Origin of the sequence: Winogradskyella sp. UBA3174 (assembly GCF_002364335.1) — a bacterium.
Lineage (GTDB): Bacteria > Bacteroidota > Bacteroidia > Flavobacteriales > Flavobacteriaceae > Winogradskyella.
In genome coordinates this window covers 39043-53029 of record NZ_DEXW01000026.1, presented here as the reverse complement: position 1 = coordinate 53029, position 13987 = coordinate 39043, and the positions used below count along the sequence as shown (strand labels likewise).

Annotated in this window: 17 protein-coding genes; 2 read left to right on the top strand and 15 right to left on the bottom strand. The window is 33.0% G+C overall.

Annotated elements, in window-relative coordinates:
• Window positions 1–165: 165 nt before the first annotated feature.
• Genes B2U95_RS03825 through B2U95_RS03805 form a run of 5 tightly spaced genes read right to left on the bottom strand, consistent with a single transcriptional unit; the run spans window position 166 to window position 3271 of the window.
• Complete coding sequence (locus tag B2U95_RS03825) at window positions 166–672, bottom strand: DUF2480 family protein (protein ID WP_296313033.1); 507 nt, start codon at window positions 670–672, stop codon at window positions 166–168.
• A gap of 40 nt (window positions 673–712) precedes the next feature.
• Window positions 713–1039 (bottom strand): DUF59 domain-containing protein, encoded by a 327-nt coding sequence (locus tag B2U95_RS03820; protein ID WP_296313031.1) that lies wholly within the window; start codon window positions 1037–1039, stop codon window positions 713–715.
• Window position 1040: 1 nt separating this feature from the next.
• Window positions 1041–1463 (bottom strand): SufE family protein, encoded by a 423-nt coding sequence (locus B2U95_RS03815; RefSeq protein ID WP_296313029.1) that lies wholly within the window; start codon window positions 1461–1463, stop codon window positions 1041–1043.
• A 33-nt stretch (window positions 1464–1496) separates the two neighbouring features.
• Window positions 1497–2012 (bottom strand): hypothetical protein, encoded by a 516-nt coding sequence (locus B2U95_RS03810; RefSeq protein ID WP_296313026.1) that lies wholly within the window; start codon window positions 2010–2012, stop codon window positions 1497–1499.
• A gap of 44 nt (window positions 2013–2056) precedes the next feature.
• Window positions 2057–3271 (bottom strand): aminotransferase class V-fold PLP-dependent enzyme, encoded by a 1215-nt coding sequence (locus B2U95_RS03805; RefSeq protein ID WP_296313063.1) that lies wholly within the window; start codon window positions 3269–3271, stop codon window positions 2057–2059.
• 134 nt (window positions 3272–3405) lie between these two features.
• Here B2U95_RS03805 and B2U95_RS03800 point away from each other — a divergent pair, with 134 nt between their 5' ends.
• Window positions 3406–3741, top strand: coding sequence for a PadR family transcriptional regulator (locus B2U95_RS03800; RefSeq protein WP_296313024.1), 336 nt, complete (start codon window positions 3406–3408; stop codon window positions 3739–3741).
• Window positions 3741–4169 carry a hypothetical protein gene (locus tag B2U95_RS03795; RefSeq protein ID WP_296313021.1) on the top strand — a complete coding sequence of 143 codons (429 nt, stop codon included), beginning with the start codon at window positions 3741–3743 and terminating at the stop codon, window positions 4167–4169. The genes B2U95_RS03800 and B2U95_RS03795 overlap by 1 nt, the downstream gene beginning before the upstream one ends.
• Before the next feature lie 349 nt (window positions 4170–4518).
• Here B2U95_RS03795 and sufD read toward each other — a convergent pair whose 3' ends face one another.
• The 10 genes from sufD to B2U95_RS03745 form a co-directional block, all read right to left on the bottom strand.
• The gene (sufD, locus tag B2U95_RS03790) at window positions 4519–5832 is read right to left on the bottom strand and encodes a Fe-S cluster assembly protein SufD (protein ID WP_296313018.1); all 1314 of its coding nucleotides are present in this window, start codon (window positions 5830–5832) and stop codon (window positions 4519–4521) included.
• 150 nt (window positions 5833–5982) lie between these two features.
• Window positions 5983–6735 carry a Fe-S cluster assembly ATPase SufC gene (gene sufC, locus B2U95_RS03785; protein WP_296313015.1) on the bottom strand — a complete coding sequence of 251 codons (753 nt, stop codon included), beginning with the start codon at window positions 6733–6735 and terminating at the stop codon, window positions 5983–5985.
• Between the two features lie 4 nt (window positions 6736–6739).
• Complete coding sequence (locus B2U95_RS03780; RefSeq protein ID WP_296313013.1) at window positions 6740–7147, bottom strand: hypothetical protein; 408 nt, start codon at window positions 7145–7147, stop codon at window positions 6740–6742.
• A gap of 69 nt (window positions 7148–7216) precedes the next feature.
• Window positions 7217–8665 (bottom strand): Fe-S cluster assembly protein SufB, encoded by a 1449-nt coding sequence (gene sufB / locus B2U95_RS03775; protein ID WP_296313011.1) that lies wholly within the window; start codon window positions 8663–8665, stop codon window positions 7217–7219.
• Window positions 8666–8713: 48 nt separating this feature from the next.
• Window positions 8714–9043, bottom strand: coding sequence for a HesB/IscA family protein (locus B2U95_RS03770; protein WP_296313009.1), 330 nt, complete (start codon window positions 9041–9043; stop codon window positions 8714–8716).
• Between the two features lie 140 nt (window positions 9044–9183).
• On the bottom strand, window positions 9184–9420 hold the full coding sequence (locus tag B2U95_RS03765; protein WP_296313006.1) for a hypothetical protein: 237 nt from the start codon (window positions 9418–9420) through the stop codon (window positions 9184–9186).
• 112 nt (window positions 9421–9532) lie between these two features.
• Window positions 9533–10555, bottom strand: a complete 1023-nt coding sequence (locus B2U95_RS03760) for a cytochrome-c peroxidase (protein WP_339614057.1) — start codon at window positions 10553–10555, stop codon at window positions 9533–9535.
• Window positions 10556–10589: 34 nt separating this feature from the next.
• On the bottom strand, window positions 10590–11363 hold the full coding sequence (locus tag B2U95_RS03755) for an MbnP family protein (RefSeq protein ID WP_296313003.1): 774 nt from the start codon (window positions 11361–11363) through the stop codon (window positions 10590–10592).
• A gap of 1 nt (window position 11364) precedes the next feature.
• Window positions 11365–12699 carry a hypothetical protein gene (locus B2U95_RS03750; RefSeq protein WP_296313001.1) on the bottom strand — a complete coding sequence of 445 codons (1335 nt, stop codon included), beginning with the start codon at window positions 12697–12699 and terminating at the stop codon, window positions 11365–11367.
• The gene (locus tag B2U95_RS03745) at window positions 12700–13947 is read right to left on the bottom strand and encodes a choice-of-anchor B family protein (RefSeq protein WP_296312998.1); all 1248 of its coding nucleotides are present in this window, start codon (window positions 13945–13947) and stop codon (window positions 12700–12702) included.
• Window positions 13948–13987: the final 40 nt, after the last annotated feature.

Below are 13987 nucleotides of genomic sequence, written 5' to 3'. Positions count from 1 at the left end.
GATAAAAGTAATTTTTTGTTCATAATGAGTTAGAGTTTAGTAAATTATAGTTGTTATTAAGTTGCAAATATAGGTTTTTCTTAATTTTAGTTAAATTATTTAGTAAATGTTATGGACTATTACTAAGACAAGGGAATTATGAAAAAGACATATTTTTTTAATCAACTATTTTTTCTTAAAGAGAGGAACCGACGAACAAGCTTCACCAAACATAATGGATTTTGTAATTGGTTTTAATCTTTGTGATAGCAACACCAAAGCATTTGCAGGTACAGGTTTGTGAGAACACCCTTTGATAATTACAGGCATGTCTTTATAGATTTTCAGATCTAATTCTGAAATTATTGACGTGTAAATTATCGATTCTAACTGTTCTAAAGAGCCAATAACAGTGAGTTTAGAATAAGATTTTGTTTCTATCGAAATAAGCATGTAAGCCCAGTCTGGCACAATAGCATCTGTTGAGCAATGTAAGGCGATATAACAATCTTGGTATTGCGACCAATCATGCTCAGCTACAGAAACTCTAAAGTCTTTTTCGCGAAGCACCAAACCTTCAAGTAACCAGTTCTTAATATCAAAAAGAACACGCTTTCCATCTGGATAGTAGTCCTCTAAATCTATAACTTTTAGCTTGCTTTTAGCTACTCTATTTATTATTTCTTCTGCCATTTTTATGTTTCTAGAGTTTGGGTGAGCATTGAAAACTGAATTAAAGCATTCCTAATTCTAATTTAGCTTCTTCACTCATTAAGTCTTGCGTCCAAGGTGGATCAAACGTAATTTCCACATTAGCAGTTTTAACTTCGTTAATAGATTTTACTTTTTCCTCTACCTCTAAGGGTAAAGTCTCTGCGACTGGGCAGTTAGGTGTTGTTAACGTCATAAGGATTTTAACCTCGTAGTCTTCGTTAACAAAGACATCGTAAATAAGTCCTAGTTCGTAAATATCTACAGGGATCTCAGGATCAAAAATAGTTTTTAAAACTCTAACAATTTTATCTCCGAGTACATTTGTATCTATAGTTGCTTCGCTCATCTTAATTTAGTTGTGTTTGGTATGCAATAGCATACAGTTTTAGTTGTTTTATCATGCTAACTAAGCCGTTAGCTCTGGTTGGTGACAAGTGTTCTTTTAGGCCTATTTTATCAATAAATTCTGTGTTTGCATCGAGAATAGCTTTAGGGTGTTGATTAGAAAAAGCTCTAATTAATATTGCTATAATACCTTTTGTTATAATGGCATCGCTGTCTGCAGTGAAGTTTATTTTATCTTCTTGTAAATTCGCATGTACCCAAACTTTACTTTGACAACCTTTTATTATATTATCTTCAGTCTTGTATTGTTCTTCAATTATGGGTAGCGATTTACCAAGATCTATCATGTATTGGTAGCGCTCTTCCCAATCTTCGAACATTGCAAACTCTTCTATAATTTCATTTTGAACTTCTTCAATAGTCATATTCAATTTCTTTAATGCAAAATTACAAAATAGCTATTGTTTTAAGACACTTTCCTTAATGGATAACACTTTATTAACTAATTCTTTAATTTTAGTAGGAGGTTCCCCTTCATCAAAAGTTGGTGTTTCAAAGAGAATGTCACCTTCTCTTAAGCTAAGTGTTGCATGAGCAGCACCATCATATAGGCGCTTATCTGTTGGAGCTTTTAGATTTGAAATAGTTTGAGTATCTATTTCTCTAAGAAGCCTTTTTATATCTTGCCAATCTCCTTTTTTAGAATTAAATGTATCTATTTCAATTAAATTACGATCTGTTGAATAAGCGATTTTAGATTCTGAAATATCAATATATTCAAAGGACGTTCTAGAGCTTGTTGTGTAGGTAACACTTTTAGTATTGTAATAATCGCCAGTACTCCTTGTTTGTACAATAGAGGCATTATTTTTAGAATTAGTAGTTGCCTTATCAGTATCTGTAATACTTTGTTTTGAAGAATCACATGATAAAGTAAGTAATGCTATAGCAAATAAGCTTAATAAAAACTTCATTTTTATGTTGTCTGTTAAATAAGTTGCATTTTTAATGCCAAAACTTAAGATAGCATCATTACTGCTTTTTTTAATGCAGTAATAAAAGTATCTATTTCTTCTTTAGTATTATAAAACATAAAAGAAGCTCTAATAGTTCCTGGTATTTTATAAAAATCCATAATAGGTTGTGCGCAATGATGACCTGTACGCACGGCAATGCCCATTTTGTCTAATATAGTACCAATATCGTAAGGATGAATGGAGCTAACATTAAAAGATATGACTGATGTTTTTTCTTTGGCTGTACCATAAATCTTTAAACCTTCAATTTGCTTTAACTGCTCCGTTGCGTATTCTAAAAGCTCGTGCTCATATTTAGCGATAGCATCAAACCCGATACTATTCATATAATCTAAAGCTGCACCGAAAGCAATACCTCCAGAAACGTTAGGTGTACCAGCTTCATACTTATGAGGCAAACCTGCGTAGGTTGTTTTTTCGAAAGTGACTTCAGCAATCATTTCGCCTCCTCCTTGGTATGGTGGTAATTTATTCAACCATTCCTCTTTTCCATAAAGCATACCAACACCTGTTGGGCCACAAATTTTATGCGCAGAGCAAACATAGAAATCAACATCTAAAGCTTGTACATCTGGTTTTAGGTGAGGACAAGATTGTGCGCCATCTACTAAAACGGCAGCTCCGATAGCATGTGCTTTTTCAATCATATATTCGATAGGATTAATAGTTCCTAAAGCATTAGAAATATGATTAACAAAAACAAGTTTTGTTTTATTATTTAGAAGGTCATCAAACTCTGAGAGGATAAGATCACCATCTTCATTCATAGGAATGACTTTTAAAATTGCACCTGTGCGCTCACTTAACATTTGCCAAGGCACAATATTACTATGATGCTCTAAAGCCGAAACTAAAATTTCATCTCCTTTTTTAAGAAGTGAAGAAAACCCACTAGCAACTAGATTAATACTGTCTGTTGTACCAGCAGTGTAAATAATCTCGTAAGGATGCTTGGCATTAAAATGTTTCTGAATTTTAATACGAGCTTGCTCATAAGCATCAGTTGCTTCTTGGCTTAAAGTATGAACACCTCTATGAATATTTGCATTGTAATTACTATAATAATCTACAATAACATCAATGACCTGTTTTGGTGTTTGTGATGTTGCAGCATTATCAAAATAGATGAGTGGTTTTCCGTTTACTGTTCTGTTTAGTATTGGAAAGTCTTTTCTTATTTTTTTTACGTCTAGCATAAGTTCTAATTCCATATACAAAGATACAAAGCATTGTGTTTATAGTGAAATATATAAGAAGGGTTTAATAGTATAGAGCTATAATATTTTTACATTTTATTAGGATACATTTTATATAAATGTATATTTGTAATATGTATAGTAAAGAATTAACAAAAGGAACGTTGCAACCTATCATCTTAACCCTTATAAATAATAACGGTAAAATGTATGGTTATGAGATTACACAGGAAGTAAAAAAAATGACCTCAGGAAAAATTGATATTTCAGAAGGAGCTTTATATCCTATTCTTCATAAACTAGAAGCACAAGGTGTTTTGGAAATCGAAAAAGTATTTATTGGCAAACGTGTTAGAAAATACTATAACGTTACTAAAACCGGAAAACAAAAAGTTATGGAGGTTACCACAGAAATTAATGATTTTATAGATACGTTAAACACAATTTTTAACACTAAACTAACCACATAATGCAATTATCAGAAAAACATATAGATTTTATAGAGAACAGTTTAAAACTTTATGGCGTAAAATCTAAAGCGCTTCAAGAAGATTTAGTTGATCATATTAGCACGTATATTGAAAACCAGGACTCTAACGACTTCAATGAATTATATCAAGAAGCTTTGCAGAAGTTTGGTGGCTATGCTAGTTTTCAAAATTTACAGTTAGAAACGAACAGACAGAAGTTTGCTAAAGAAAGAGTGGTTCTTAATAGACTAAAAATTTCTCTTGGTTTAGCTATGGTTTTGTTATTGGTTCTTGGTATGTTATTTAAAATAATGCACTGGCCTTATGCAAGTGCTTTGTTGACTTTAGCAATTTTAATTTTTGCCTTCTTACTAGTTCCAGTTATTTTTTATGCGGGCTATAAAACATCTATTCATAAATTTTCTTAAATTAAAAACTATGAAAAAATTATTTTACGTTTTAGGCTTTTTAACTTTTTTTATCCTTGGGATTGGTGCTATGTTTGAATTCCTAACTTGGCCATATAGAGGCATTATTGTTTTTATTGGTTTCTTGTTTCTTAATTTCGGATTTATCCCAACCTATTTCTATCAAAAATTTAAGCAATGTGAATCATAAGGTGATGTAGTTTTTTTGAAAAGAATGCGATTACCGATTAGCAATCGTTTTGTTATTAAAAGATAAGACCTCACAGGTTTTTAAAACTTGTGAGGTCTATATTATCTATAAAATGTTTTGGTAATCCTTATACTGACTTAGCAAGATCTTTACGATTTACTACAAATCAAACCCAATATTTACACCTAATTTATTTGCAATAATTTTAGTAATTCTATTTTTAATTTCAGGAATTCTAACTGAGTCTAAAACATTATTACTAAACGCAAACATTAATAAGGCTCTTGCTTCTTTTTCTGGAATACCTCTAGAACGTAAGTAGAACAAAGCGCTGTCATCTAATTGTCCAATAGTACAACCGTGAGAACATTTTACATCATCTGCAAAAATCTCAAGTTGAGGTTTGGTATTAATGCTAGCTTTATCGCTTAATAAAATATTATTGTTTGACTGAAACGCATTAGTCTTTTGTGCTAATTTTTCAACAACAACCTTACCATTAAAAACACCCGTTGAGCTATCAGTAAAAATACCTTTATAATCTTGGTGACTTTCGCAATTAGGTTCTATATGATGCACTAATGTGTTGTGATCTACATGCTGCTTATTACCAATAATGGTAATACCTTTCATTGTAGAATCTATGCGCTCACCATTTTGATAAAAGTTGAGGTTGTTTCTAATCAATTTTCCACCAAAAGAGAAGGTATGCACTTTTGCATGACTTTCCTGTTTCTGATTTACAAAGGTGTTATCAATTAATGAAGCATTTTCGTTATCATTCTGAATCTTGTAATAATCTACAATAGCCCGCTTATTCGCGAATATTTCAGTAACACTATTAGTCAAAACAGGATTATCAGTTAAACTCTGATGACGCTCTATAATTTGAACATGAGAATTCTCATCAACAACAATAAGATTTCTAGGTTGAAGCATTAAAGCCGCTTCATTACCTGTTGAAAAATGTATAATTTGAATCGGTTTTTCAACCAACTTATTCTTTGGCACATGGATGTATGCACCTTCCGCAGAAAATGCAGTGTTTAAAGACGACAAGCCATTTTTGGGAGCGATTTTATTGAAATAGTTTTCAATAATCAATCTGTATTTAGGCTTATTTAAGGCAGATGACATTAAACAAACATCTAAACCATCATGTGTCGTTTGTGATAAATGCGATGAATATTTTCCGTCTATAAAAATTATCTTGTAAGCATCTATCTCATGGATAAAATACTTATTTATATCTTTAAATTCTAATGCATTTTCATGTTTAGGAAACACACTGTAGTCGTGTTTTAAAACTGAATTTAAAGACGTGTATTTCCAGTCTTCTTCTCTCTTGCTTGGAAAGCCTTCATTTTCAAATGTTTTTATAGCTTCAGTACGAATATCGTGTATAGGCGAGTGCACATCTACTGTGTCTTCAAATGCCATAAATGATGATACTAATTTTTCTTTTAAATCCATATTTCTATCATTCCTGCGAAAGCAAGAATCTTTTAATGTTATCTAGTTGTTTTTATTGAATTCCTGGTTTCGCAGAAATAACAAACTAAATTAATTTATTAGGTAATCTGAATATAGTAAGCAACTGTAAACTGAATACTGCAACTAGCGTTAAGCGTTTGCTTCTTCCTTAATCCAATCGTAACCTTTAGCTTCTAACTCATGTGCTAATTCTTTACCACCAGATTTTACGATTTTCCCATTGTGTAAAACATGAACAAAATCTGGTACAATATGATCTAATAAACGCTGGTAGTGTGTAATTACAATGACAGCATTATCTTTAGATTTTAATTTATTTACACCATTGGCTACAATACGAAGTGCATCTATATCTAGTCCAGAATCAGTCTCATCTAATATGGCAAGTTTTGGCTCTAACATTGCCATCTGAAAAATTTCGTTACGTTTCTTTTCTCCACCAGAAAAACCTTCGTTTAAAGATCTTGATAAGAATTTACGATCTATCTCTAATAGTTCAGATTTTTCACGAATCATTTTCAGCATATCTTTAGCTGGCATATCCTCTAAACCTTTTGCTTTACGAGTTTCGTTGATGGCAGTTTTCATAAAGTTAGTGACACTAACTCCAGGAATTTCTATAGGATATTGAAACGATAAGAATATACCTTTGTGTGCGCGTTCTTCTGCAGATAATTCTTCAATATCGTCACCTTCGAGTAAAATAGTACCTTCGGTAACTTCATACTCTTCTTTACCAGCAATTACAGAAGCTAACGTACTTTTACCCGAACCATTAGGGCCCATTATTGCGTGAATTTCTCCTGGTTTTACCTCAAGATTAATTCCTCTTAAAATACCTTTATCGTCTACACTTGCATGTAAATTATTTATTTTTAACATAATCTTAGTTTGCTAATTTTATAACATCTTTTTTACTAGGGTCAGGTGCTTCCACCTTTAATATTTCTTTTATTTCTACCCTATATTGCCACCCTTCTTCGTCTTTGGGTTTTTCAAATTTCCTAACACGTACAGTTATAGGAACCATGTCTGTTGCTTCTTTTTTAAAGGGCCTAACTTGTTTCTCTAAAAGTTGTAAATTATCATCTATTACGACTCCATAGATTTCGTTAGAAGTTTGAAAAACAGCAGCATCTGCATAATATACGTATTCACCTTTCATGGTTACTAAACCATCATTTTGATCGAAAGATTTTGAACGATTATCTTCTAAATCTACTTCAGATTTTGCTTCGTTTTTACAAGCAAAGAAAACCAAAGCTATGATAATAATAAGATTGATTTTTTTCATCTTCAAATAATTATAATTTATAAGCGACATCTCTAGTTTAATCAGAATGACAGAATATTTATCTCTGGTTTAGCCTACACTGCCTTCTAAACTAATTTCCAATAATTTTCGAGCTTCAACAGCAAATTCCATAGGTAATTTATTCAACACATCTTTACTAAATCCATTAACAATAAGTGCAATGGCTTTTTCTGTATCAATACCACGTTGGTTACAGTAAAAAATTTGGTCTTCACCAATTTTACTTGTAGTCGCTTCGTGCTCTATTTTAGCAGTTTTATTTTTTGCCTCAATATAAGGGAAGGTGTGCGCACCACATTCATTACCCATTAGTAAGCTATCACATTGTGAAAAGTTACGAGCGTTATCTGCACGCGAACCAATTTGCACTAATCCTCTATAAGAGTTTTGTGATTTACCAGCTGAAACACCTTTAGAAATAATCGTTGATTTCGTGTTTTTACCTAAGTGAATCATTTTTGTACCCGTATCTGCTTGCTGATAATTATTAGTGACAGCAATAGAATAAAATTCACCAACTGAATTATCACCTTTTAAGATACAACTAGGATATTTCCATGTTACAGCAGAACCGGTTTCAACTTGTGTCCAAGAAATTTTTGCGTTTTTCTCACAAAGGCCTCTTTTCGTTACAAAATTGTAAACACCACCTTTGCCTTCAGCATTTCCTGGATACCAATTTTGAACTGTTGAATATTTTATTTCAGCATCATCCATAGCAATTAACTCAACAACGGCTGCATGTAATTGATTTTCGTCTCTACTAGGTGCTGTACAACCTTCTAAATAACTAACATAACTGCCTTCATCTGCAATAAGTAAGGTGCGTTCAAATTGACCTGTACCTCCTTGGTTGATTCTGAAGTAAGTTGATAATTCCATAGGGCATTTGACACCTTTTGGAATATAACAGAAAGAGCCGTCACTAAATACTGCTGAATTTAAAGCCGCGTAAAAGTTGTCTTTGGTTGGTACGATTGAACCAATATATTTTCTCACAAGTTCTGGATGCTCTTTAATGGCTTCTGAAATACTCATAAAAATAATACCTTTTTCAGATAAGGTCTTTTTAAATGTAGTAGCTACAGAAACAGAATCTACAACAATATCCATTGCGACATTGTTCATTTTCTTCTGTTCATCTACTGAGATACCTAGCTTTTTGTACATCGCTAATAAATCTGGATCTACATCGTCTAATGTTTTATTAGGATCAATAGCTACTGGTGCAGAATAATAGGCTATTGCCTGAAAATCTGGTTTCTTGTAATTAACATTTGCCCACTCTGGCTCAGTCATTTCTTTCCAGACTTTAAAGGCATCCAATCTCCATTCTGTCATCCATTCTGGCTCATTTTTTTTCTTAGAAATAGCACGAACGATATCTTCATTTAATCCAATAGGAAATGTTTCAGATTCAATATCTGTAAAAAAACCATATTCGTATTCTTTGGTTTTTAGTTCTTCCCTTAAATCGTCTTCTGTATATTTAATCATATTTAATTCTCTTTTAAAACTTTTTCCCTTAGGGAAAGTTGGATGGGATTAAAGCGAAAAACTCTCACCACATCCACAAGTACGATTAGCATTCGGATTGTTAAAAACGAAACCTGCTCCGTTTAATCCTCCAGAATATTCTAGTGTGGTACCAATAAGGTATAAGAAGCTCTTTTTGTCAATAATAATTTTTACACCATTATCTTCAAAAACTTTATCTTCTTCGGCTTGTGTGTTATCGAATTTTAAATCATAGGATAGACCAGAACACCCTCCACTTTTTACGCCAACTCTAACGAAGTCGTTTGTTGGGTTAAAGCCATCGTCAGTCATTAACTCGACGACTTTCTTTTTAGCTGTTTCCGAAACTTTTATCATATTCTTATGTAGATTTACTCTAAATAGAGTGCGAAGATACAATATAAGTCTCTTTTGACCATGGGTCCTAACATTATATTAGGATATGTTTATTATAGATTTTAGTTATGGATGTTAAACGAGGTCGAAAGGCTCTCTATTTAAGAAACTTTTGCTTTCTGAAAGCGATGTATAAGACGATACAACTCTTGCATTGTATCTTTAATTTGAGTATTAGAAACCGTAATAGAATCAAAATTCCCATTACGATCTGTAACAACGACCGCATCGCAATGCGAACAAGTGAGCTCTAAAGTATAATCTATATTTGTTTTCGTTCTTATATAATTGTGCCCAAAGACGGAGCAAGGTAATGCTTTATTAAAGGTAGGTTTCATGATTTTAGGTGATTTAGGGGAAATGAATATACCTAAAACCTTTATAAAACAAGTTCAATTACTTAATTTTTCGATGAAATGCATTTATTTAGTAGGTTAATCTTTCGGTTTATTAATTCTGAAATTCAGGATTATTAATGAATGATGGGTCAGAAAGTGTTAATAAAAAAGCTTTGAGATCTGCTTTTTCTTGATCAGATAATTGCACGCCTCCCTCATCTATTTTTTTCATAAGAGGATCTATTGTTGGCGAGTTTTGAAGTCCTTCGCTGTAGTGATTAATAACTTCATCTATTGTGTTAAAACGACCGTCGTGCATAAATGGAGCCGTAAACGCTAAATTTCGCAATGATGGTGAACGAAACTTTCCGTTATCATTCGGATCTCCTGTAATGGCTCCTAAACCTAAGTCGTTGAATGTAGTATCTAACCCATTATTGTGAAAATCATTATTAGTCCATAATGGGTTGTTTGGATTACCGTGGCAGTGAAAACAATCCCCTTTGTCTTCTCTCAAAAATAGATCTAACCCATTTAATTCTTGAGGTGTTAACGTCGCTTGCCCTAAAGAATAGTTGTCGAATTTTGAATTGGCCGAAATTAAGGTACGTTCAAACTGTGCAATGGCTTTTGTGGTTAGTTCTTTTGTTATTGTATTAGTTTTAAATGCTAGTTGAAATAATTCAGGATATTCCGAATGGGATTGTAATCTACTAACTACATCCTCCCAACTACTATGTAATTCTATAGGGTTTTCTATTGGTTCTTCGGCTTGCCGTTCTAAACTTAATGCTTTACCATCCCAATTAAAACGCTCTCCATAGTTCCAAGCTAAATTGAATAAAGGCATAGAATTGCGTGTGCCAAATATACCGTCTATACCATCACTTGTTGGTGTGTTATCTGTAAACGCATTTTGTGGTGAGTGGCAACTGGCACAGGCTTGAGAACCATCTGAGGATAAGATTTTATCAAAAAATAAGCGTTTGCCTAATGCTACGCCTTCAATCGTTTGAGGATTATCATTAGGGATTATAGGCGTAATTATATTTTCTGCAAATATTTGAGGTATGTCTAATCCTAATGCTGTAGGCTCATAACCGGTATCTTCTTTTGAACAATTCAAAAAAAACACGACAAAACATGTATAAACTATCCTCGATTTCATTTTAGTTATTAGTTATATCCCCTAAAGAAAATACGGTTTGACCATTTTCAGACATCATTATTTGAGCTGAAGAATTAGGCATTAAGGTTTGATTTAAGACATTTAAATCCCAAAGATTAGGACTTTTAAACCATTCTGCTAGATTAGCCTTTATTTCAATTTCAATATCATTTGTAACTGTTATGGGTCCTAGGTTTACTGTGAAAAACGTATCTTGGGGGAAAGTAGGATTCATTCCAGGATTATCCACTGCTCTGATGGCATGGTAATTAAAACCTTGTTCGTTAGAATTTGTGTCTAAGTACTTACCATCAAACTGCATGTAATGATAACCTCCACCTAACATATCTGGGACATTAAAAGATTCAGAATTTAAGTCTAAATAGTTTTCTGCATTGTCTTCATTATCAAAGCCAAATGTAAATGAAACATTGACATAATTCCCAATTGGGATTTGATTTGTAGAATAGCTCAAACCATCGTCATTGGTAAGATCAATTAAATTATAGTCGTCTAAAATTAAATTTTCTCCTGCATTGGTTCTAAAGGTGATGTCTGAAATAACATAGCGCAATCGCTCTATACTTAACATTTGGCCATTTTCATTTGTATATTGTATAGTATTAAAGTCAGCGCTTGTTATTACATCAGTATTCCAGTTATGTGTAAATTTTAATGTTGTTGTTGCGCTAGAGCTTAGTGTTCCATCATTGTCATTAGTGCATGACAAAAAGCAAAATATTGTAATTATTATTAGGATGAAATTATTTTTCATTTTATTCAATTTTTATAAGGAGTAAATCGGTAAAGCCTTTATTTTCATATATATCACCATCGTTACTGCTAGTATCACCGACAACTATAATTGAGTTGTTATTTAACTCAGCAATCCCATATGCGAAATCTATATTTGAGCCTCCAATACTAGTTTCCCACAATAAATTTCCTTCGTCACTTACTTTAAGTGCCCAAGCATCGTTTTGACCTTTATTTTCAGACACATCTAAATCGTTACTTCTAGAACTTCCGGCTAATAAGAAGCCATTATCTTGAGTTTTAGTTATGGCTCTAGCAACATCAAAACTAGTACCTCCAATGGTCTTTTCCCAAAGTAAATTACCATCTGGCGAAATTTTAATTAGCCATAAATCTGCAGCTCCATTATTATTAGATACATCATTCGTATTACTCCTTGTTTCTCCAGCAATCATATAATTTCCGTCTCCAGAATCTACGATGGCTTTAGCTTCATCTATTTCATCTCCTCCAAAGGATTTTTCCCAGACTAAATCACCAGTTGCCGAAATTTTTAAAACCCAAAAGTCATAAGAACCTATATTGCTAGAAATATCTGTTTCCACACTATCAGAGCCTCCAGCAATTATAAATCCGTTATCAGTAGTTTGAATGATACCTTCTGGGATATCTGAAAAGTTGCCTCCAAAGAATTTACTCCATTCTATATCTCCATTCATATTTAGTTTAAGCACCCAATAATCTCCGCCTGCGTGTCTATTAGCAGTTCTCGAGGTATTGCCTTCTCCTCCAGACGCTGTGACGTCTAATACTCCTGAAATTAAATAGCCTAAATCATTAGTTTGAATGACCGAAATACCTGAGTCGGCTCCTTGATATCCAAATGATTTTTGCCATAAAATAGCACCAGTAGAATTTAGTTTAGCTAACCAATAATCTTGCATGCCTGAGTTGCCTGAAACATCACCATCATTGCTAATACTTGTACCAAGAATAGCATAGCCTCCATCTTGAGTTTGAATGATATCTTTACCTCTGTCATCACCAGAACCTCCATAGGTTTTATTCCATTCAATAGTATCTTCGGTATTAAATTTTAATACCCAATAGTCAAAACTTTCGTCTTGTGCATTGGTAATATCACCATCTATACTTTGCGAAAAACCTAAAACGGCATAACCTCCATCATTTGTACTAACGACAGATTGTCCGCTGTCATTATTACTTCCTCCATAAGTCTTTACTAGACTAGGAGTAATAATTGGATTTGTATTAGAGCTACTATCATCAGAATTACAACTTAACATGAGTATAGAGGTAATGCATAAAAAGAGGTATTTATATTTAATTCGCATTTAGTTGCTTTTTCTAACGATAAATAGACCTCCTTCAATATCACTTATAACAATATTCCCGCTCTCAAAGTATGGGTAAACGCTCCACACGCCATTAAAATTGTCACTATCACTCAATGGATAGGTGTCAATAAAATGAGTTTCAGTCATTGCATTATTAGGTGCAGCTATGTTGCTAATGTCTAGTATTCTTAGCCCTGCCCTATAGTTGGCTAGATAATATTCATTACCTAATACATAGCCGTTATGATCTATCGCTTCAGTTGGGCCTAAATAGGTGGATGATAATGTTGGGTTATCTAAGTCTGTAAAATCGAAAATTAAAGTTTTTGTATTAAAACCGAAAGTTAGTTCGTCTACTTCATCTCCTAAAATAAAATAAGCTTGATCTTCAGTAAACCAGCCTTGGTGAGCGTAAGCTATTTCAGAATATGTAAAATCACTAATAGGAACAACATTGGTTTTATCGGTTACGTCTAAAACGACAATTTTATCTGTGTTTCCATTACTACCAACATAAATTTGTTGACCAACATAGTCAGTATCTGAGCCATTGTAAGTGACCACTTGGGCATCATGAGAATAACCACCATCTGTATAATCGCCTAAAAATATTGGACTTATAGGGTTTGAAATATCTACAAAAATTGGGCCTCCTCCATTGGTTGATGTACAGCCTACTAAATAAGCAACAGCTTCACTTTCGTTGATAACAATATTATGACAACTTCCTACTCCAGTATAAATTGCATCTGCAGTAAACGTTTCGGGAGCTTCTAGGACATCTCTTAATTTTGTTAGATCAAAGACTTGCATACCATGATCTCCAGCACCATCTGCAACAATAAAAGCGTAATTGTTGTAGACTTTTACATCTCTCCAAATATTGGTTCCAGCGTTTGTATTTAATCTGCCTAAAAATATAGGATCTACGGGGTCGGTAATATTTATAAATGCAGTGCCATTGTTTAGTGTCATTATAGCATATTCGTTATTATTTATAGGATCTGTCCATCCCCAAATATCACTTCCTCTTACATCAGGATTACCGCCTAGAGTTTCATTACTAATAATCGATAAAATATCTATGCCATTACATGGAAAAGGACCAGCCATTCCGTTTTCGCATGGAAAATCCGGTATAATATTTTCAATTGTTCTATTTACATCATCATCAGAACAACCAAAGATAATAGCAATACAATAAACAGAGGCTATTATGAATTTCTTAAGGGGGCTTAATTTCATAACTTTTTTTACAGCAATTTACATTAAATTTTACATACCA